The organism is Actinomycetospora sp. 2LY8.5 (assembly GCF_057180585.1).
Genome location: NZ_JBXUHE010000007.1, coordinates 37162 through 56364, shown reverse-complemented (window position 1 = coordinate 56364; position 19203 = coordinate 37162). Strand labels below are relative to the sequence as shown.

Annotated in this window: 14 protein-coding genes; 6 read left to right on the top strand and 8 right to left on the bottom strand. The window is 74.6% G+C overall.

The window, feature by feature from the left end; all coding sequences use genetic code 11:
* Window positions 1–77: 77 nt before the first annotated feature.
* The 3 genes from AC2A1K_RS11430 to AC2A1K_RS11420 all read right to left on the bottom strand — a co-directional run bounded on the left by AC2A1K_RS11430 (window position 78) and on the right by AC2A1K_RS11420 (window position 5132).
* Window positions 78–1727 (bottom strand): glycosyltransferase family 87 protein, encoded by a 1650-nt coding sequence (locus AC2A1K_RS11430; RefSeq protein WP_483896417.1) that lies wholly within the window; start codon window positions 1725–1727, stop codon window positions 78–80.
* A gap of 33 nt (window positions 1728–1760) precedes the next feature.
* Window positions 1761–4649, bottom strand: a complete 2889-nt coding sequence (locus AC2A1K_RS11425; RefSeq protein ID WP_483896416.1) for a transglycosylase domain-containing protein — start codon at window positions 4647–4649, stop codon at window positions 1761–1763.
* 75 nt (window positions 4650–4724) lie between these two features.
* On the bottom strand, window positions 4725–5132 hold the full coding sequence (locus AC2A1K_RS11420; protein WP_483896415.1) for a DUF5318 family protein: 408 nt from the start codon (window positions 5130–5132) through the stop codon (window positions 4725–4727).
* Window positions 5133–5332: 200 nt separating this feature from the next.
* Here AC2A1K_RS11420 and AC2A1K_RS11415 point away from each other — a divergent pair, with 200 nt between their 5' ends.
* Both AC2A1K_RS11415 and AC2A1K_RS11410 read left to right on the top strand, forming a co-directional pair.
* On the top strand, window positions 5333–5995 hold the full coding sequence (locus AC2A1K_RS11415) for a PadR family transcriptional regulator (RefSeq protein WP_483896414.1): 663 nt from the start codon (window positions 5333–5335) through the stop codon (window positions 5993–5995).
* 56 nt (window positions 5996–6051) lie between these two features.
* On the top strand, window positions 6052–7134 hold the full coding sequence (locus AC2A1K_RS11410) for an inositol-3-phosphate synthase (protein WP_483896413.1): 1083 nt from the start codon (window positions 6052–6054) through the stop codon (window positions 7132–7134).
* Window positions 7135–7256: 122 nt separating this feature from the next.
* Here the strand turns inward: AC2A1K_RS11410 and AC2A1K_RS11405 are convergent, their stop codons facing one another.
* Window positions 7257–7403 carry a hypothetical protein gene (locus AC2A1K_RS11405; protein WP_483896412.1) on the bottom strand — a complete coding sequence of 49 codons (147 nt, stop codon included), beginning with the start codon at window positions 7401–7403 and terminating at the stop codon, window positions 7257–7259.
* A 202-nt stretch (window positions 7404–7605) separates the two neighbouring features.
* Entirely contained in the window at window positions 7606–10497 is a 2892-nt protein-coding gene (locus AC2A1K_RS11400) for a leucine--tRNA ligase (RefSeq protein WP_483896546.1), read from the bottom strand.
* A gap of 137 nt (window positions 10498–10634) precedes the next feature.
* On the opposite strand from AC2A1K_RS11400, the gene AC2A1K_RS11395 reads away from it, so the two are divergent.
* Window positions 10635–11108 (top strand): SdpI family protein, encoded by a 474-nt coding sequence (locus AC2A1K_RS11395; protein WP_483896411.1) that lies wholly within the window; start codon window positions 10635–10637, stop codon window positions 11106–11108.
* A gap of 3 nt (window positions 11109–11111) precedes the next feature.
* Here AC2A1K_RS11395 and AC2A1K_RS11390 read toward each other — a convergent pair whose 3' ends face one another.
* Window positions 11112–11645, bottom strand: a complete 534-nt coding sequence (locus tag AC2A1K_RS11390) for a DUF427 domain-containing protein (RefSeq protein WP_483896410.1) — start codon at window positions 11643–11645, stop codon at window positions 11112–11114.
* A gap of 97 nt (window positions 11646–11742) precedes the next feature.
* Window positions 11743–12342, bottom strand: coding sequence for a YqgE/AlgH family protein (locus AC2A1K_RS11385; RefSeq protein WP_483896409.1), 600 nt, complete (start codon window positions 12340–12342; stop codon window positions 11743–11745).
* A 172-nt stretch (window positions 12343–12514) separates the two neighbouring features.
* Between AC2A1K_RS11385 and AC2A1K_RS11380 the strand changes: the two genes are divergently transcribed.
* Window positions 12515–13960, top strand: a complete 1446-nt coding sequence (locus AC2A1K_RS11380) for an MFS transporter (protein ID WP_483896408.1) — start codon at window positions 12515–12517, stop codon at window positions 13958–13960.
* A 519-nt stretch (window positions 13961–14479) separates the two neighbouring features.
* Here AC2A1K_RS11380 and AC2A1K_RS11375 read toward each other — a convergent pair.
* Window positions 14480–15958 carry a CCA tRNA nucleotidyltransferase gene (locus AC2A1K_RS11375; RefSeq protein WP_483896545.1) on the bottom strand — a complete coding sequence of 493 codons (1479 nt, stop codon included), beginning with the start codon at window positions 15956–15958 and terminating at the stop codon, window positions 14480–14482.
* 243 nt (window positions 15959–16201) lie between these two features.
* Here AC2A1K_RS11375 and AC2A1K_RS11370 point away from each other — a divergent pair, with 243 nt between their 5' ends.
* Window positions 16202–16630, top strand: a complete 429-nt coding sequence (locus AC2A1K_RS11370) for an NUDIX hydrolase (RefSeq protein ID WP_483896544.1) — start codon at window positions 16202–16204, stop codon at window positions 16628–16630.
* The gene (locus AC2A1K_RS11365; RefSeq protein WP_483896407.1) at window positions 16627–18945 is read left to right on the top strand and encodes a DUF6049 family protein; all 2319 of its coding nucleotides are present in this window, start codon (window positions 16627–16629) and stop codon (window positions 18943–18945) included. Before AC2A1K_RS11370 ends, AC2A1K_RS11365 begins: the two co-directional genes overlap by 4 nt.
* Window positions 18946–19203 lie beyond the last annotated feature (258 nt).

Sequence of the window (19203 nt, the reverse complement as noted above, 5' to 3'; positions counted from 1 at the left end):
GCCCGGTGGTGACGCCCAGCCTCACCCGGCCGCCGAGCTCGTCGCCCAGCGACACGCCCGCACCGCGGGTCGCGACCTCATCGAGGGACTCCAGTGCGCGACCGACGGCGCAGCGGGCGCGCCACCACCTCGATCACGGCGTCGGCGCGTGACAGGCGCCGGGTGTCGTCCGGTGCCCCGTCGAGGACGCCGCCGTCGGGGTCGTCGAGGCCCCGCGAGAACGACGGATCCCGCGGCGTGCGGACCGGGTCGCGCTCCGGGCGCAGGACCGACCGCACGACGAGGCCCGCGATGACGAGGACGGCGATGTCGCGCACGACGACCGCCCCGTAGAACCAGGGTGCGGGCAGGCCCTTGGCGTCGGTGCCGAGGTAGTAGTACATCCGCGGCGCCCACACCAGCGCGTCGATGAGCATCCACGCGAGCAGCGGACGCCAGCGGGGATACGCGAGGACGGCGAGCGGCACGAGCCACAGCGAGTACTGCGGGCTCCACACCTTGTTGGTCAGCAGGAACGCCACGATCACGAGGAAGGCGATCGCCGCGAACCGCGGCCGCCGCGGCGCCTTGACCACGAGGACCGTGATCGCGAGGCAGCACACCGCGAACAGCACAGCGCTCACGGCGTTGAGCACCGACGGCGGCTCGCCGGGTGCGAGCGTGCCGTCGAACCCGCTCCAGCCCGTGAGTCCGGAGACGACGTTGTAGAGCGAGTCGGGGTCGGCGCCGCGCTCGCCGTTGAGCCGGAAGAACTCCCACCACCCCGTGGGCGCGGCGAGGGCCACGGGCAGGTTGAGCAACGACCAGGTCAGCACCCCGGTCGAGGTCGCCTGCCCCCACGCCCGCATCCGTCCCGCTCGCAGGCACAGCAGCAGGAGCGGGAAGAGCAGGAACAGCGGATAGAGCTTGGCGGCGGCGCCCACGCCGAGGATCACCCCGGCGAGCACGGGTCGTCGGCGGGCCCACGCCAGCATCCCGAGGGTCGCGGCGGCGACGGCGAGCGTGTCGAAGTTGGTGAAGGCGTGCACCGCGACCAGCGGTGACACGGCGGCGAGCGCGGCGTCCCACGGACGCCCGGGTCGCAGGCGCACGAGCGCCCAGATCGTCACCAGCCACGCGAGGGCGAGCCAGAACGCGGACAGGTCGAAGTAGACGACCACCGCCAGCCCACCGGGGAGCAGCCCCGCCTCGGCGCCGGCCAGCCAGGCGTCCGCGAGGCGGGCGTTGGCCCACTGGAAGAACCCGGTGAGCACCGGGTACTCCATGTACCGGACCTGCTCGCTGCCGTCCTCGCGCCGGTCGACCCACGACGTCAGGTACGGGATGCCGCCGACGTCGAGCCGCTCCGCGGTGTAGAGCGGGACGGTGTCGGAGTAGCACATCGCCACGTACTGACGCCCGTCACGCCAGTCCAGCTCGAGGCCGTTGTCGCCGGGGTACTGCTGCAGGCACGGCGCCTTGGCGAACCACGCGAGCGCGAGCGTGACGACCGCGAGGAGCAGCACGACCCGCAGCGGCGTGAGGAACCGCGCCCGTCCGGCCACGGCGTGCTCGCCGAGCGGGCCGCCGACCACCGAGGACAACGAGGCGACGAACGGGTCCTCCTGGGTGGGGCGCACCCGCAGGTCCGGACCGAGCGAGGCCGGGTCGTGGGTGCGGGCCCGTCCGGTCGGGGCACCGGCCCCGCCGCCGCCCTCGGTGCTGCTGCGCGTCGGCGCGCCGGTCATGCGGTCCTGCAGATGCGGAGTCGGTCAGGCCGGTCAAGTACCGGGGAACAGATCGTTCCCACCGCTTTCGCCGTCACCGCCGCCGTCACCGCCCTCGCCGCCGCTGTCGTTCTGAGCGGCGCCGCCGTCCTGACCACCGCCGCCCTGTCCGCCCTGGTCGCCCTGGTCGCCGCCGTTGCCGAACAGTCCGCCGCCCTGGTCGCCGCCCTGGTCGCCCTGGTCCCCGCCCTGGCCCTGATCACCGCCCTGGCCCTGATCACCGCCCTGCTGCTGGCCCTCGGGCGGGCACGGCTGGCCCTCGACGCAGTTCTGCTGCTCCGGGGGCGCGGCCGGGGTGGTCTGGGGCGGGGTGCCGATCGGCCGGAAGTCCGAGAACTGCTCGACCGGGTCGCCGCGCACGGCGTCGTTCATGTAGCCCTGCCAGATCTGGCCGGGCACGCCGCGCCCGTAGATCGGGCGCCCGTCGCGCGTCTTGATCGGCGTGTTGTCGTCGGTGCCGACCCACACCGCCGTCGAGATCGACGGCGTGAAGCCGACCATCCAGGCGTCGTTGTTCTGCCCGTCCACCGACGACTGCACAGTGCCGGTCTTCGCCCCCACCGGGCGCCCACCCGCGAGCGGGATGCCGGAGTGGTCGGCCACCTGCAGCATCGACTCGGTGACGTTGCGGGCCAGCTGCTGGGTCAGGCGCTGCTCGCCGGCCGGCGCACCGGCGTCGAACAGCACCCGGCCGTCGGCGGTGGTGACGCGGCTGACGAGGTGCGGCCGGTGGTAGACGCCGTCCGCGGCGAACGTCCCGTACGCCGCGGCCATGTCGCCGGGGCGGACCTCGCGGTCGCCCAGCGAGATGCCGCCGCTGGGGTTCGGCAGCTCGGCCGAGATGCCGGCCTGGTGCGCGGCGTCCGCCACGCGCTGGGGGCCGACCTGCACGCCGAGCTGGTAGAAGACCGTGTTGATCGACTGCGTCATCGCCGTGCGCAGGTCGCAGTTGGCGCAGTTCTCACCCTCGTTGTTCGCGACCTCCGTGCCGGCGATCGTCTGCGGACTCGACCCGTCGAAGGTCGTGCCCAGGCCGATCGGCGACGGATTGCGCTGGAGGCCGGCGAGCAGCACGAAGGGCTTGAACGACGAGCCCGGCTGGCGCTGGGCCTGGGCGTAGTCGAACCCGGAGCCGTCCTCCCCGCCGTAGTAGGCGACGATCCCGCCGTTGCGGGGGTCGACCGACACCAGGGCCGTGCGCAGGTTGTCCGGCTGTCCGCGCAGGCGGCGCTCGACGGACTCGACCGCCTGGTCCTGCAGGTCCGGGTCGATCGTCGTCGTGACCTGGAGGCCCTCCTGGTTCACCTGCTGCTCGGTGATCCCGTAGGAGTTCAGCTCGCTGCGGACCGCGGAGACGATGTGGCCGCGGTCGTTGTCCGGGATGCCGCTGCGCCGCGGCTGTGGCGGGATGGCGTTCGGGAAGACCTGCCCGGCCCGCTCGGCGGCGGGCAGCCAGTTCTGGCTGACCATGCCGTCGAGGACGAAGTTCCAGCGCTGCTCGGACATGCCGCGGTCGACGGCGGGGTCCCAGCGCGACGGCGACTGGATGAGCCCGGCGAGCATCGCGCCCTCCGACACCGAGAGCTGCGAGACGTCCTTGCCGAAGTACGCCTGCGACGCGGCCTGGATGCCGTAGGCGCCGCGTCCGAAGTAGATCGTGTTGAGGTAGTTCCCGAGGATCTCCTCCTTGCTCTGCTCCTGGGAGATCTTCGCCGCGATCACCACCTCGCGGTACTTGCGCCAGATCGAGTACTCGTCGCCCACGAGCACGTTCTTCACGTACTGCTGAGTGATCGTCGATCCGCCGCCGCTGCCGCCGGTGGCCTGGAGCCACACGGCACGCAGGATGCCGACCGGGTCGAAGCCGAGGTTGGAGTAGAAGGAGCGGTCCTCGGCCGAGAGCACCGACTGCTGGACGTGCAGCGGCACCTGGGTGATCGGCACCTTGATCCGGTTGCCCTGCTCGGGCACCAGGGAGGCCAGCGAGGAGCCGTTCGCGTACGAGATCGTGGCGAGCTGGTTGTTGGTCGCGTCGTCGGGCGTCGGCACCCGGAAGAAGATCCAGCCGACCGCGAAGGCCAGGACCGGGCCGAGGACGAACAGGCCGAGCAGCACGTACGCGACGCGACGGATGCGGCGGTTCCGGCGCTTGCGGGGGTCCGGACCGGGCTCGGGGCGCTTCGCTCGCCGACCGCCCGGTGGCTCGTCGTCGCCGCCGTCCCCGCCGCCCGGGCGGGTGCGGGCCGGGGCGACGGCGGTGCCGGACAGGCCGCCGTTGCGCATCGCGGAGGTGCTCGCCGCCGGGGCCGTCGCCCGCGTCGCCGTGCCACTGCGGCCGTTCTCGCCGTCGACGCGCGTCGGACGGCCGTTGTCGTGGGTCAGCAGACGCGGCTCACGGGCGGACTCGCGGCCCTCGGGCGGGGTGACCGTGCCGACGGCACTGCGCCGCGCGGCGGGCGCAGCGACCGCGGCTCCGGTGGCGACCGTGGGCGCGTCGGTGGGCGCACGGTCGTGCTCGTGGTGGTGGGTCGGGTTCTGCGACGGCGGCGCCTGCCGCCAGCCGGGAGGCAGGCCGTTCTCCGGCGGGCGCTGGGGTCCGCCCGGTCCGGGCGGGCCCGGCGGGCGCCGGCCCTGGGGCGGGCGGCCCTGGCCGGTCGGAGATCCTTGCGGTCCCGGGGGCGGGCCCTGCTGGGGCGGCGGACCCGGCGGCGGGCCGGGCTGGGGCCCGGGTGGACGGCCGTTGGGGCCGCCGTTGGGGCTGCCGGGTGGCGCTCCGTGGCGGTCGCCGCGCGGGCCGGACCCGGCCGGGGGTGCGGGCGGGGTGCCGCGGTCGGGCCCCGGGGGTCGACCGCCCCCGCGGTCCGTGCGCCGCTCGTCGTCCACCGATCGCCTCCCGATGCCGGGTGGTTCTCTCCTCGGGCCCGTGGGCGTTCCCGTCGGACCGGGTTCCCACGGGCGTCAGGGGGAGGCGGTCCGGCGTCGCCGGCGGCCTCCTCCCGACGCGTCGTCGGTTCCCAGGACGTATGACTGTACGAGGTGGTTCCACCGGCACGACCGGCAGACCTCCACGACGTGCACGGTGAACTCGCTGATCGCATCCGCCAACCGGTTGATCTCGTCGGCAGAACGAGCGGATCCGGCGGCTGCACCGAGTCGTTCGCCGAAGATCCACATCACCTCGACGACCGGCTCCCGCTCGCACAGCGGGCACCTCCGGGTGGTCGGCCGACCGTGGTACGAGGCGGCCTGGAGCAGGTAGGTCCCGGCGTCGCAGGCGTCCGCGGTGGGCACGCGGCCCGCCGCGACGTCGGCGAGCATCGCGCGGCGCTGCAGCGCGTAGTCGACCACCTGACGGGCTCCCGGCACGACACCAGCCTAGCCATGCCCGGCGTCCCGCGTCCCCTGCTCGCGGGCGTGCTCGGGCGTCCGCCGCGACTGTGACGTGATCGCGGATCGACGACGCCTGATGTATCGGTCCGATATAGTCGGCGACAAGGACGTCGTGATCGTCACGGCGGAACCGATGATCGGGACGAGCGGTCCGGTCGGATGCGGGGGAGGTGGCCGTGCTCGAGCTCGCCGTGCTCGGCCTGCTCCACGAGGCCCCGATGCACGGGTACCAGCTGCGCAAACAGCTGCACGCCCGACTCGGCACCTTCCGCGCGTTCTCGTGGGGATCGCTGTACCCGACGCTCCGCAGGCTCCAACGCGCCGGGCTGATCGCCGAGACCACCGACACACCGGGCGAGGGCACCGAGGAGGGCGCCGAGACCGCCGCGTCCTCCCGCTCACGGACCTCGTCCCGGAGCACCTGGGGCTCGAAGTCGAAGACGCGTCGGGGTCGGCGCGTGTTCGAGCTCACCGCGGAGGGCAAGGAACGCTTCGACGAGCTCCTCGCCGAGGTCGGGCCGCAGGCCTGGGACGACGAGAGCTTCGGCATCCACCTGGCCTTCTTCTCCCGCACGCCGGTCGAGGTGCGCATGCGCATCCTCGAGGGCAGGCGCCGACAGGTGGAGGAGCGTCGCGAGGGACTGCGCTCGACGCTGTCCCGCGCGGGCGAGCAGATCGACCACTACACGCGCGAGCTGCACCGCATCGGCCTCGAGTCCACCGAGCGCGAGGTCCGCTGGCTCAACGAGCTGATCGCGGCCGAGCGTGGGGAGCAGCCGCCCCCGTCCCCCGACGACGACCCGGGCACCGGAGCCCGCCCGGCCCCCCACGGCGCCTGACTCCACAGGTCCCGTCACCCGTCACCCCCGAGAAAGAGACAAAGAGGAGAACAGCCATGGGTTCGGTCCGAGTGGCGATCGTGGGCGTGGGCAACTGCGCCGCGTCGCTCGTCCAGGGCGTGCACTACTACGCCGACGCCGACCCGGCCGCGCGGGTGCCGGGTCTGATGCACGTCGACTTCGGCGGCTATCACGTCCGTGACCTCGAGTTCGTGGCGGCGTTCGACGTCGACGCCAAGAAGGTCGGCCAGGACCTCGCGGACGCCATCAGCGCCTCCGAGAACAACACCATCAAGTTCGCCGACGTGCCGCCGACCGGCGTCACCGTCCAGCGCGGGCACACCTACGACGGCCTCGGGCGCTACTACCGCGAGACCATCACCGAGGCGGACAGCGACCCGGTCGACGTGGTCGCCGCGCTCCGGGAGGCCCGCGCCGACGTGCTCGTCTCCTACCTGCCCGTGGGCAGCGAGGACGCCGACAAGTTCTACGCACAGTGCGCCATCGACGCCGGCGTGGCGTTCGTCAACGCGCTGCCCGTGTTCATCGCCTCCGACCCGGAGTGGGCGCAGAAGTTCACCGACGCCGGCGTCCCGATCGTCGGCGACGACATCAAGTCGCAGGTCGGTGCCACGATCACCCACCGCGTGCTGGCGAAGCTGTTCGAGGACCGCGGCGTGCACCTCGACCGGACGATGCAGCTCAACGTCGGCGGCAACATGGACTTCCAGAACATGCTCGAGCGCGAGCGCCTGGAGTCGAAGAAGACCTCGAAGACGCAGTCCGTGACGTCGCAGATCGACCGCGACATGGGCAAGGGCAACGTCCACATCGGCCCGTCGGACCACGTGCCGTGGCTCGACGACCGCAAGTGGGCCTACGTGCGCCTCGAGGGCCGCGCCTTCGGCGACGTGCCGCTCTCGCTCGAGTACAAGCTCGAGGTCTGGGACTCCCCGAACTCCGCGGGGATCATCATCGACGCCGTCCGCGCCGCGAAGATCGCCGCCGACCGCGGTATCGGTGGCCCGCTGCTCGCCCCGTCGTCGTACTTCATGAAGTCGCCGCCGGAGCAGTACCGCGACTCGGTCGCCTACGACCGCGTCGAGGAGTTCATCCGCGGCGAGCGCGGCCCGGCCTGACGGTCGGCGTGCGCCGGGGTTGCCGACCGAAGGGCCCCTTCGGTCGGCGAGATCGGCGAAGGGCAACCCTGACCGGAATGCCGCCCATCACCAGGCCCATCACCAGGTTGTGAGCGGGCAGCTCAGACCGGGAAGCGTCGACGGGCTCGCAGTTCCTCGAGGGCTCTCCGGAGCTTCCGGCGCACGCCCTCGGGATCGTCGCGGATCTCCTTCGGGGTGACGGGGACGACGACGTAGCCGCCGGCGGCGAGCTCCCCGTGGGGTCGCATGGTCGCGTCGTAGGCCCTGAGATCCCGTTCTGGACGAACGGCCCCTTCGGTCGGAACGGGCCGGGCGTCCGGATCCCAGTGTCCGACCGGTGCGGGCTCGGCCGGTTCGTCGCTCCGGTCCTGGCGAAGGGCACCCCTCGCCGGTCTATCCGACCGAACGGTCCCTTCGGTCGGATACACACCGCAACACCCCGCGGCCGCGTCAGCGGACGACGTTGACCAGGCGTCCGGGGACGACGATGACCTTGCGCGGTTCGGCGCCCGCGAGGAGCTCCGTGACCTTGGCGTCGGCCAGGGCCGCGGCGCGGACGTCGTCCTCGCCGGCGGCCGCCGGCACGGTGATCCGCGAGCGGACCTTCCCGTTGACCTGGATCGGGTACTCGACCGAGTCCTCGACGAGCAGGGCCGGGTCGGCCTCGGGGAACGGGGCGTAGGCGAGCGTCTCCGGGTGGCCCAGCCGCGACCACAGCTCCTCGGCCAGGTGCGGGCACAGCGGCGCGAGCAGGAGCACCAGCGGTTCGACCACCGACCGGGGGGTGCCGCCGCCCGGGTAGGTCTTGGTCAGGTGGTTGGCCAGCTCGATGAGCTTCGCGACGGCGGTGTTGTAGTGCATCGCCGGCAGGTCGGAGCGCACGCCGTCGATCGCCTTGTGCAGGGCGGTGAGGGTGTCGCGGTCGGGCTCGGCGTCGGACACGCGCAGCTGGCCGGTCTGCTCGTCGATCACCAGACGCCACACGCGCTGCAGGAAGCGGTGGGAGCCGACGACGTCGCGCGTCGACCACGGCCGCGAGGCCTCCATGGGCCCCGTCGACATCTCGTAGAGGCGGAACGTGTCCGCCCCGTAGGCCTCGCACATCTCGTCCGGCGTCACCACGTTGCGCAGCGACTTGCCCATCTTCCCGTACTCCTGGCGGACGGGCTCGCCGTTCCACGTGAATCCGGTCGCCGAGGAGGAGTCCTCGACGACCTCCTCGGCGGGCACGTGGACCCCGCGCGCGTCGGTGTAGGCCCACGCCTGGACGTAGCCCTGGTTGAACAGCCGGCGGAACGGCTCCGACGACGACACGTGGCCGAGGTCGAACAGCACCTTGTGCCAGAACCGCGAGTACAGCAGGTGCAGGACCGCGTGCTCGACGCCGCCGACGTAGAGGTCGACGCCGCCGGGGTCGCCGGGCGTGCGCGGGCCCAGCCAGTAGCGCTCGACGTCGGGGTCGACGAAGCGCTCCTCGTTGTCCGGGTCGAGGTAGCGCAGGTAGTACCAGCACGAGCCCGCCCACTGCGGCATCGTGTTGGTCTCGCGCAGGTACTCGGCGAAGCCGCGCTCCGGGTCCGAGGGCAGGTCGGCGGAGAACGACACCCAGTCGGTCGCGCGAGCGAGCGGCGACTCGGGCGAGGAGTCGCGGTCGTCGGGCGCGAACGACTTCGGCGCGTAGTCCTCGACGTCGGGCAGCACCACCGGCAGCGACGACTCGGGCAGGCCGCGCGGGATCGACGGGCCGCCGTCGGTCTCACCCTCGGCGGCGTACGCGATGGGGAACGGCTCGCCCCAGTAGCGCTGGCGGGAGAACAGCCAGTCGCGCAGCTTGTACTGCACCACCGACTCGCCGGCGCCCCGGGCCGACAGCCACGCGACGATCGCCGCCTTCGCCTCGGCCACGTCGAGCCCGTTGAGGCTGATCTCGTCGTTCGCCGAGTTGATCGCCGGGCCGGTGCCGGTGTACGCCTCGCCGTCGAAGTCCGCGGGCGGCTCGACCGTGCGGCGGATCGGCAGCCCGAACACCGTCGCGAAATCCCAGTCACGCTGGTCCTGGCCGGGCACCGCCATGATCGCGCCGGTGCCGTAGCCCATGAGCACGTAGTCGGCGACGAAGACCGGCAGCGGCTCGCCGTTGACGGGGTTGGTCACCCAGGCGCCGGTGAAGACGCCGGTCTTGTCGCGGGCTTCCTGCCTCTCGAGGTCGGAGCGCGCGACGACGACGCGGCGATAACCCTCGATCGCCTCCGCGGGGGTCGCGGCGCCCCCGGTCCAGCGGCCGTCGAGCTCCTCGCCGGTCAGCGGCGACGGCCACGCCTCGGGCGTCAGCGCGTCGACCAGCGGGTGCTCCGGCGCCAGGACCATGTAGGTCGCGCCGAACAGCGTGTCGGGGCGGGTGGTGAACACCTCGATGTCGCCGGCGTCCGACGGGAACCGGATCTGCGCGCCCTGCGAGCGCCCGATCCAGTTGCGCTGCATCGTCTTGACCGAATCCGGCCAGTCGACGCCGTCGAGGTCGTCGGCCAGGCGGTCGGCGTACGCGGTGATCCGCATCATCCACTGGCGCAGGTTGCGGCGGAAGACGGGGAAGTTGCCGCGCTCGGAGCGGCCGTCGGGGGTGACCTCCTCGTTGGAGAGCACCGTGCCCAGCGCCGGGCACCAGTTCACCGGCGCGTCGGCCAGGTAGGCCAGGCGGTGGTCGTCGAGGACGCGGTCCTGCTCGGGGCGCGAGAGCGTCGTCCAGTCGCGGCCGTCGGGCAGCGCGCGGACGCCCGCGCGGAACTCGTCGTCGAGCTCGGTGATCGGGCGGGCCCGGCCGGCCTCGGTGTCGTACCAGGAGCCGTGGATCTGCAGGAAGATCCACTGCGTCCAGCGGTAGAAGTCGACGTCCGTGGTGGACACCGACCGGTGCTGGTCGTGCGCCAGGCCGAGCTGGCGGATCTGGGCGCGGTACCGGGCGATGTTCGCCTCGGTGGTGGTCCGCGGGTGCGTGCCGGTCTGCACCGCGTACTGCTCGGCCGGCAGCCCGAACGCGTCGAACCCCATGGTGTGCAGCACCGTGCTCCCCCGCATGCGCAGGAAGCGGCCGAGAACGTCGGTACCGATGAATCCCAGCGGGTGCCCGACGTGCAACCCGGCGCCGGACGGGTAGGGGAACATGTCCATCAGGTAGAACTTCTCGCCCGCGGGCGCCGGGCCGTCCTTCGACGGGTTGGCCACCGCGAACGTGTCCGCCGACTCCCAGTGGTCCTGCCAGCGACGCTCGATCTCGTTCGCGAGCGCGGCGGTGTAGCGGTACGGCGGTGTGCCGTTGCCGCCGCTGTCGGCGCGGCTCGCCACCTCGGGCTCGGCGGTCACGGCTTCCTCCTGGATGTTCCGACCTGGGTCCTCTCGCGGGGAGCCCGCGGCCGGGTCCGGCGCCGCACGACGGGGCACCGCGGATCCCTGCGAGGACGGGTCGAGCCTACTCTGGGGGTGTGATCGTCCCGGCCCTGGTCCTGGCGGCGGCGGCTCTGGTGGTGGGCGCCGCCGGCGTCCTCGCGCTGATCCACCGCCTGCCCCGCAACCGCGTGCTCGGCGTGCGCACGGTGTGGACCATGGGCAGCGTCGACGCCTTCCGCCGTGCCAACCGCGCCGCCGCGCCCGCCTTCGTCGGCGCCGGCGTTGCCGGGCTCGTCGGGGCGGGCGCCGCGCTCGCCGCCGCGACCACCGCCGCCGGGGTGACGATGCTCGTGCTGGGCGCCCTGGCCCTGGTCGGCCTGCTCGGCGCCGGGGGTGTCGCGGGGTCACGGCTCGCGGACGCGGAGCACGCCGAGAACGACGCCCTCATGGCGATGCCGGCGACACCGTGCACCGCGGGGGTGCCCGAGCAGGAACCGGCCGACTGCGCGCCGACGTCGTCGGGGAACTGCGGCGGTTCGTGCGCGATCTGTCCGCGGGCCGACGCCTGACGCTCACCAGCCCCGGGTCCCGGGCGCGCCCTTGAACGGGCCGACGACGTCCGCGGTGATCCAGCCGCCGTAGAAGCCGCCGGGCTGGGGCTCGACGCGCTCGCCGTCGAGGGTGATCTCGTCGAACGGGGCGGGGTAGAGCGCGACCCGGTCGGCGAGCTCCGGGCGGACCGACGCTTCCCACGGTCCAGCTCCGCTGCCCTGCGTGGCCCCCTCCGGGTACCACCACCCGACGTCGGTCAGCGGCGCCGCGCCCGGGACGACGATGTCGACGTAGCGCGCGGTCCCCTTCCACTCGCAGACGGTGCGCCGCTGCGCCGGGTGCAGCACACCGTCGGCGAACGCCGTGCGCGGCAGGTACCAGGTCGGCGGGTGGCTGGTCTCGAGCACGCGGACGAGATCGTCGGAGTCGGCGACGACGGTGCCGGCGTGCGTGACGACGGCGCGGCGGCGGACGGCCTCGGCGCGGGGTGGGCGGGGGTAGTCCCACACCGACTCCTGCCCGGGTCCGGGTTCGACGCGTCGCACCGCGGTCACGCTAGGTGCTCCCGCGCGGCCCGGCCCAGCGAGCGAACGGGGACTTCGCGCGCATAGAAGCAGCGAACAGCGCGTTCGCTGCCAACCGAGGGCCCGCTCAGTTCCGGCGCGGCTCGGTGACGTGGGTGGCGAGCAGGGCGAGGGGGACGCCCTGGCGACGCAGGACGCCGCCCCAGAGGTCGTAGCCGGCGGGGGCGAGGACGTCGTCGGGCAGGGCGGGGACGACGTACCAGTCGCCGCGGCCGATCTCGCTGTCGAGCTGGCCGCGGTCCCAGCCCGAGTAGCCGGCGAAGACGCGCAGGCCGCGGACGCGAGGGGCGAGGTCGTCGGGGTCGCCGTCGAGGTCCACGAGCGCCACGGGGCCGCGCACGCCGACGACGCCGCCGGTCCGCGCCGGATCCTCGCCGGTGCGCAGGGCCGCGAGGCACAGGGCGGTGCGCTGCTCGACCGGACCGCCGACGAACACGGCGTTCGGGCTGGTCGTGTGCGGGTCCCAGCCGGGGAGGACGTCGCCGACCGACACCTCGCTGGGCCGGTTGAGCACCACCCCGAGGGTGCCGGCGGGCCGGTGGTCGATCACGAAGACGACCGAGCGCGCGAAGTTCGGGTCGGTCAGGGACGGGGAGGCCACGAGCAGCGTTCCCGCCTCGACCTCGGCCTGCTGATGTTCACCCACACCACTGGCCACGCACCCCATCGTCGCACCGGCGCGCCGCGGCCCGGCAGGCACGTCCGGCGGGGGGCCGCCCGCCGGGACGGACCGGTGGGACGGGTCATGGCCGTGCCCCGTCCGGGCGACACGTGCTCGACGGGTACCCGACACCGCACCCCGGACCGCGGTGGCGGCGCACCGCGTAGCGTGGACGTCCGTGTCCGTCGCTCCCGGTCCGACCGCTCCCGCGGCCACCGGCGCGACCCCGGCACGCGGGCCGCTGCGCCGGCTGCGCGAGCTGCTCACCCACCCCGGATTCGGGAAGCTCCTGACGGTCCGGCTCGCCGCCCAGTGGGGCGACGGCGTGTTCCAGGCGGCGCTCGGCGGGCTGGTGCTGTTCAGCCCCGAGCGCGAGGCCGACCCGGTCATGGTCGCCCTGGGTGTGGCCACCGTCCTGCTGCCCTACTCGCTCATCGGCCCGTTCGCCGGGGCGCTGCTCGATCGGTGGGACCGGCGCCGCGTCATGATCGTCGCGGGTGCCCTGCGCGGGGTGCTGACGCTGATCACGGCGGCGGTGGTCCTGGTCGGGGTCACCGGCCCGGGCCTCTACCTCGGCGCGCTGGCGACGATCGGCGTGAGCCGGTTCATCCAGGCCGGGCTGTCCGCGGCGCTGCCCCACGTGGTCGCCTCCGAGCACCTGATCGGCGCGAACTCCCTGGTCACGACGTCGGGGGCGGTCGCCGCCGCGATCGGCGCCGGCTGCGCGATCGGGCTGCGCGGGATCATCGGCCCCGAGGACGCGAACGCGGCGTGGACGACGTCCGTGGCCGCCGTCGGCTCGCTGATCATCGTGCTCGTGGCTGCGACGATCGCCCGCGGCTCGCTCGGTCCCGACGAGCGCACCGAGGCCTCCCGGGCGCTGCGGGCCGTCGCGCACGGCCTCGTCGACGGGGCCCGGGCCGCCCGCGACGCCCCCGGCGTGCTGGCCGCGTTCGGCGCCGTCGCCGCCCACCGGCTGGCCTTCGGCATCACGACGCTCGTGGTGCTGCTGCTGATGCGCAACTCGCTGACCGACGTCGGGCCGCTCAAGGCCGGGATCGCCGGGCTGGGCGAGGTGGTGGGCGCGGTGGCCGCCGGCCTCGGCGTGGCGGCGGTGGTGACGCCGTGGCTCACCGGGCGGATCGGGCGCGCCGGCACCGTCCGCGTCATGCTCGTGCTCGCCGCGGTCGCGCTGCTGAGCCTGGGGCTGCCGATGACGCTGCCGACGGTGCTCGCCGGGTCGTTCGTGCTCGGGCTCGTCGGGCAGGCGATCAAGCTCTGCTCGGACGCCGCGGTGCAGCGCGAGGTCGGCGACGACGTGCGCGGCCGGGTGTTCTCGCTCTCCGACACCACCTTCAACGTCACCTACGTGATCGCCGTGGCCGGCGCGGCGTTCCTCTGCCCGCCCAACGGGCGCTCGCCGCTGCTGCTCGTGCTGGCCGCCAGCATCTACCTTCTCGGGCTCGTGGTGCACGAGCTCGCGATCCGGTGGCAGAACGCTCAGGGCGGCACCCAACCCGCCGCGCCCTCGGCGACCGGCGTGTCCACGGCGCCGTCGCCGTCGGTGTCGACGAGCAGCACGTCCCAGCGCGCCGACGGCGAACCGGGCGCCGACGACAGGTAGGCGAGCTCCGCCCGCCCGTCGCCGTCCGCGTCCACCAGCAGCTGCTCGGCGCGGCCGTCGCCGTCGAGATCGCACACCACCTCGTCGCCGGCCTCGTGGTCGGCGTCCACCGCGACCCCGTCGAGCACGCCGTCGCCGTCGGTGTCCAGCGCCGGCGCGGCCTGCCCGGACCGGCCGCGGACGTCGGTCCAGCTCAGCACCGCCCCCGCGGCGACGGGCTCGGGGCCGGGCAACGGCGCCCGGGCGTCCCACAGGCCGCGGCCCGACGGGTCGGTGTAGGCGTGGTCCGGGCGGCCGTCGTCGTCGAGGTCGAGCACCGAGTGGTCGGCGACGCCGTCGGCGTCGGCGTCCCACAGGGCGTCGTCGACCCGGCCGTCGCCGTCGAAGTCGAGGGCGACGGCATCCCGGGCGCCGGACGGACCCAGGTCGAGGTCGGCGGGGGAGACGTGGCGGTGCACCGGGCCGTCCCCGGTGCCGAAGACGTAGGCCAGAGAGGTCACACCCGGTTCGACGCAGGCGTCAGCTCTCCGGTTCCGTGCCGTCTCGGGCGTCGACGGTCGAGCTCCGCTGCGCTCCGTCTCCGGCGTCGACGGTCGAGCTCCGCTGCGCTCCGTCTCCGGCGATCCCTTCGGCGGCGGCCCACCGCAGCAGCTCCTCGCGGGCCTCGTCGTGGTCGAGCGGCCCGCGTTCGAGCCGGACGTCCTTGAGGTGACGCCACGCCTTCCCGACGAGCGGACCCGGCGGGATCCCGAGCAGGTCCATGATCGCGTTGCCGTCGAGGTCCGGGCGCACGCGCGCCAGGTCCTCCTCCTCGGCGATCCGCGCGATGCGCTGCTCGAGGTCGTCGTAGGAGCGCTGCAGTGCGGCGGCCCGGCGCTTGTTGCGGGTCGTCGAGTCCGACCGCACGAGCTTGTGCAACCGGTCGAGCAGCGGCCCGGCGTCGGTGACGTAGCGGCGGACGGCGGAGTCGGTCCACTCGCCCTTGCCGTAGCCGTGGAAGCGCAGGTGCAGGAACACGAGCTGGGCGACGTCCTCGACGACCTGCTTCGGGTAGCGCAGCTCGCGGAGCCGCTTGCGCGTCATCTTCGCGCCGACCACCTCGTGGTGGTGGAAGCTCACGCGCCGGCCGGGCTCGACCTTGCGGGTCGCGGGCTTGCCGATGTCGTGCAGCAGCGCGGCCAGGCGCAGCACGAGGTCCGGGCCCTCGGTCTCGCGGCCGATCGCCTGCTCCATGACCGTCAGCGAGTGCTCGTAGACGTCCTTGTGCTGGGCGTGCTCGTCGATCTCGAGGCGCATCGCGGGCACCTCGGGCAGCACGACGTCGGCGAGCCCCGTGTCGACCATGAGCTCGATGCCGCGGCGAGGGTGCGCGCCGAGCAGGAGCTTCGAGAGCTCGGTCTGGACGCGCTCGGCGGTGATCCGCGCGAGCTGCGGGGCCATCTCGGTCATCGCCTCGCGCACGCGCGGCGCGACCTCGAAGCCCAGCTGCGAGACGAAGCGGGCCGCCCGCAGCAGGCGCAGTGGGTCGTCGCCGAAGGACGTGCGCGGGTCGGTCGGGGTGTCGAGGACGCCGCGGGCCAGCGCCGCGAGGCCCCCGTACGGGTCGACGAAGGTGCGGTCGGGCAGCGAGAGCGCCATCGCGTTGGCGGTGAAATCGCGGCGCACGAGGTCGCCGTCGACGGTGTCGCCGAACGCGACCACGGGGTTGCGGGACACGCCGTCGTAGGCGTCCGCGCGGAACGTGGTGATCTCGCAGGTCACGCCGTGGCGGACCGCGCCGACCGTGCCGAAGGCGATGCCCGTGTCCCAGACCGCCTCGGCCCATCCCGACACCAGGCGCTGGATCGCGTCGGGCCGCGCGTCGGTGGTGAAGTCGAGGTCCGTGGACAGCCGGCCCAGCAACGCGTCGCGCACGCTGCCGCCGACGAGGTAGAGGCGGTGGCCGGCGTCGGCGAACCGCTGCGCGAGCTCGTCCGCCACCGGGGAGTAGCTCAGCATCTCGACCACCGCCGCGTGATCGGCGCCGGTCGTGGACGTAGGAGCGGGCGCGGGTCCGGGCACGACAGGACAGAGTACCGCGCGAGGGTATGGCCGCCCCGACAGCGGGATGTCCGGAGTGCGACACCCGCGCGTCGACCGGCCGACAGATCCCCGTCATCGCGGGGGCGCCGTACGATCGCGGGCGTGTCCAGCCCGTCACGCCGGTCCGGCGACCGGCGACGGCGGGGCTCCCGGCGGCGGATGCGCACGGTCGACGAGACCTCGGCGGGAGGCCTCGTCGTCGACGCCGCCGGCACCAGCGCGGCCCTCATCGGCCGCCTCGACCGTCGCGGGCGCCTGCTGTGGTCGCTGCCGAAGGGCCACCTCGAGGAGGGCGAGACCGCGGAGCAGACCGCCGTGCGCGAGGTCGAGGAGGAGACCGGCATCATCGCGTCCGTGCGGGCGTTCCTCGGCAGCATCGACTACTGGTTCGTGGCCGAGGACCGTCGCATCCACAAGACGGTGCACCACTACCTGCTGCGGGCCCACGGCGGCGAGCTCTCCGACGCCGACGTCGAGGTCACCGAGGTGGCGTGGGTGCCGCTCGGCGAGCTCGACTCCCGCCTGGCCTACGCCGACGAGCGCCGCCTGGTGCGCCGCGCCACCCAGATCCTGGAGGAGTCGGCGTGAGCCCTCCCCGCCGTCCGCGGGGACTCCGTCGTGCGTCGCGGGCCCTCGGGTCGGCCGTTGTGCTCGCCCTGGTGGGCCTGCTGCCGGCCCTGGTCGCCCCGCCGGCGGCGACGGCCGCGCCCGAGGAGGCGGAGCCGGCGCCGGTCGAGGTCGTGCTCGACACCATGACGCCCCGCGTGGTCACCGCCGACGGGCCGCCCGAGATGGTCGTCACCGGGCGCGTCGTCAACCGGTCGGCGGTCCCCGCGCGCGACGTCGGGGTCCGGCTCGAGCGCGGCGCGGCCGTGAACGGCAGCCGGGCGGCGCTCGGTGCGCTCGAGGGCAGTGGTTCCGGCGGTTCCGGCGGCGCGGTCCGCACGCCGTCGGCGGAGGTCGCGCCGCAGATCGCCCCGGGGACCGAGGCGTCGTTCCTCGTGCGCGTGCCGGTGACCGGCGCCGGGCCCGGGTCCCTTGGGATCGCGACCGCGGGCGTCCACCCCGTGCTGGTGGTCGTGGACGGCGCCCTGGGCGGCGCCGGCGCGACCCGGCTCGGCGCGGTCCGCTTCCTGCTGCCGGTCGTCGGCGTGCCCGGCGGGGGGCCGCCCGCGGCACCCCCGGTCGGGCGCGCCACCGGCGTCTCGCTGCTCTATCCGCTGGCCGACCGGCCGCGGCGCGTCCCGGTCCTCCCGGGCGCGCCGACCCTGCTCACCGACGACGACCTCGCCGCCTCGTTCGGCCCCGGCGGACGGCTCGCCGGGCTCGTCGACGCCCTCGGCCGCGCGGCGCCGGCCGGCTCGGCCGCTGCCCGGTCGGTGTGCCTGGCCGTCGACGCCGACCTGCTGGAGACCGCCCAGGCGATGGCGGCCGGCTACGAGGTCCGCACGGCCGGGGGCGGGACGGCACCCGGAGCGGGCGCGGAGGCCGCGGGACGGTGGCTCGACGCGGTCCGCACCCAGGCTCGCGGACGCTGTGTGACCGCCCTGCCCTACGCCGGCACCGACCTCGTCGCCACCGCGCGCGGCGACCAGCCCGACCTCACCACGGCGGCCGTCGCCACCGGCTCCCGGCGCGTCGGCACGATCCTCGGGACGACCCCGGTCCCCGACACGGTCTGGCCCGCCGGCGGGGTCGTCGACGAGCGCACTCTCGGCGACCTCGCGGGCGGCGGCAGCCGGACCGTGCTCCTCGACGGCGACGTGCTCGACGGCACCCTCCCGGCCGGCGGGCTGGCCCGGCTCCCCGGCGGATCCACCGCGGTCACCCTCGACCCCGTCGCCGCCGAGGCGCTCGGTCCCCGCGTCGGCGACGACGACCAGGGCGACTCCACCAGCCCCGCCGGGACGTCCGGGGCGCTCGCGGCCCAGGACGGGCTCGGGGTGCTGGGGCTACGGGCCCTGCAGGACACGCCGGCGAACGGGCCACCGCCGGTCGAGGTGCTCGCGCCGCCCACCGACTGGGCCGCGAGCGGGGCCGAGGCGAGCGCGCTGCTCGCGGGCGTCGACGAGCTGACCCGCCTCGGCCTCGCCCGCCCCGTCGACCTCGGGAGCCTCGTCGGCCCGGTCGGCGCCGACACCCCGCGGCCCGGGGCGACGCTCGCCACCCCCGCCCGCGAGGTCGACGCGATCGCGCCCTCGGCGGTGGCCCGGGCGGCCGACGTCCGCGACCGGCAGCGCGCCCTGCTCGCCGCCGCCGAGCGCGACGGCGTCGGCGCCCCCTCGCCCACGGATTTCACCGAACCGCTCACCGACGGCATCCTGCGCAGCCTCTCCGCGTCGTGGCGCGGCGATCCCGCGATCCAGGACGCCCAGGTCGGCGCGGTCGAACGGCAGGTCGACGAGCTGCAGGGGGCGGTGCGGGTCGTCCAGCCGTCGGGGTCGTACTCGCTCGGCACCAACGACGCCCCGCTGCTACTCACCGTGGAGAACCGCCTGCCGGTCGCCGTGCGGGTCCAGGTCGTGCTCGAGCCCACGAACGGCCTGCGCACCGCGCCGCTGCCCGTCGTGACGGTGCCCGCGTTCGGCAGCCGCCAGGTACAGGTCGAGGTCGAGGTCACCCGCGCGGGCCAGTTCCAGGTGGACGCGCAGGCGCAGACACCGGGGGGTGAACCTCTCGGGCCCACGGCTCGTCTGCTGCTGCGGTCGACGGCCTACGGCACGATCACGGTGTGGTTGACCGCGTCCGCAGCCGTCGTGCTGGTGATCCTGGCGAGCGTTCGGATCGCTCGCCGGGTGCTGGCGGCCCGACGCGACCGCAGGTCCCGCCGCAGGCACCGTCGCGGACCCCCGACGGGCCCGGAGGAGCCGGACCTCCCGACACGCGAGCTGCAGAGACGGTGACGGCCCGCGACCCGGGTCGCCGGCCGGAGGACGCCCCCGCCGACGCCGACCAGGCCGGGACGGGGCGCGACGCCGACGCGGCTCCCGAGGTCGTCCCCCCGCCGCCCCCGCCCGCCCACGGCGACGTGCCGCCCGCCCGACCGGGCGGGCTCGGCGGACCCCAGGCGGGGCACCCGGGGCAGCCGGGACATGCCGGGCCCCCGCCCCCGGGCCAGACCTCTCAGGCACCGCACCAGGCACCGCACCAGGCACGGCACC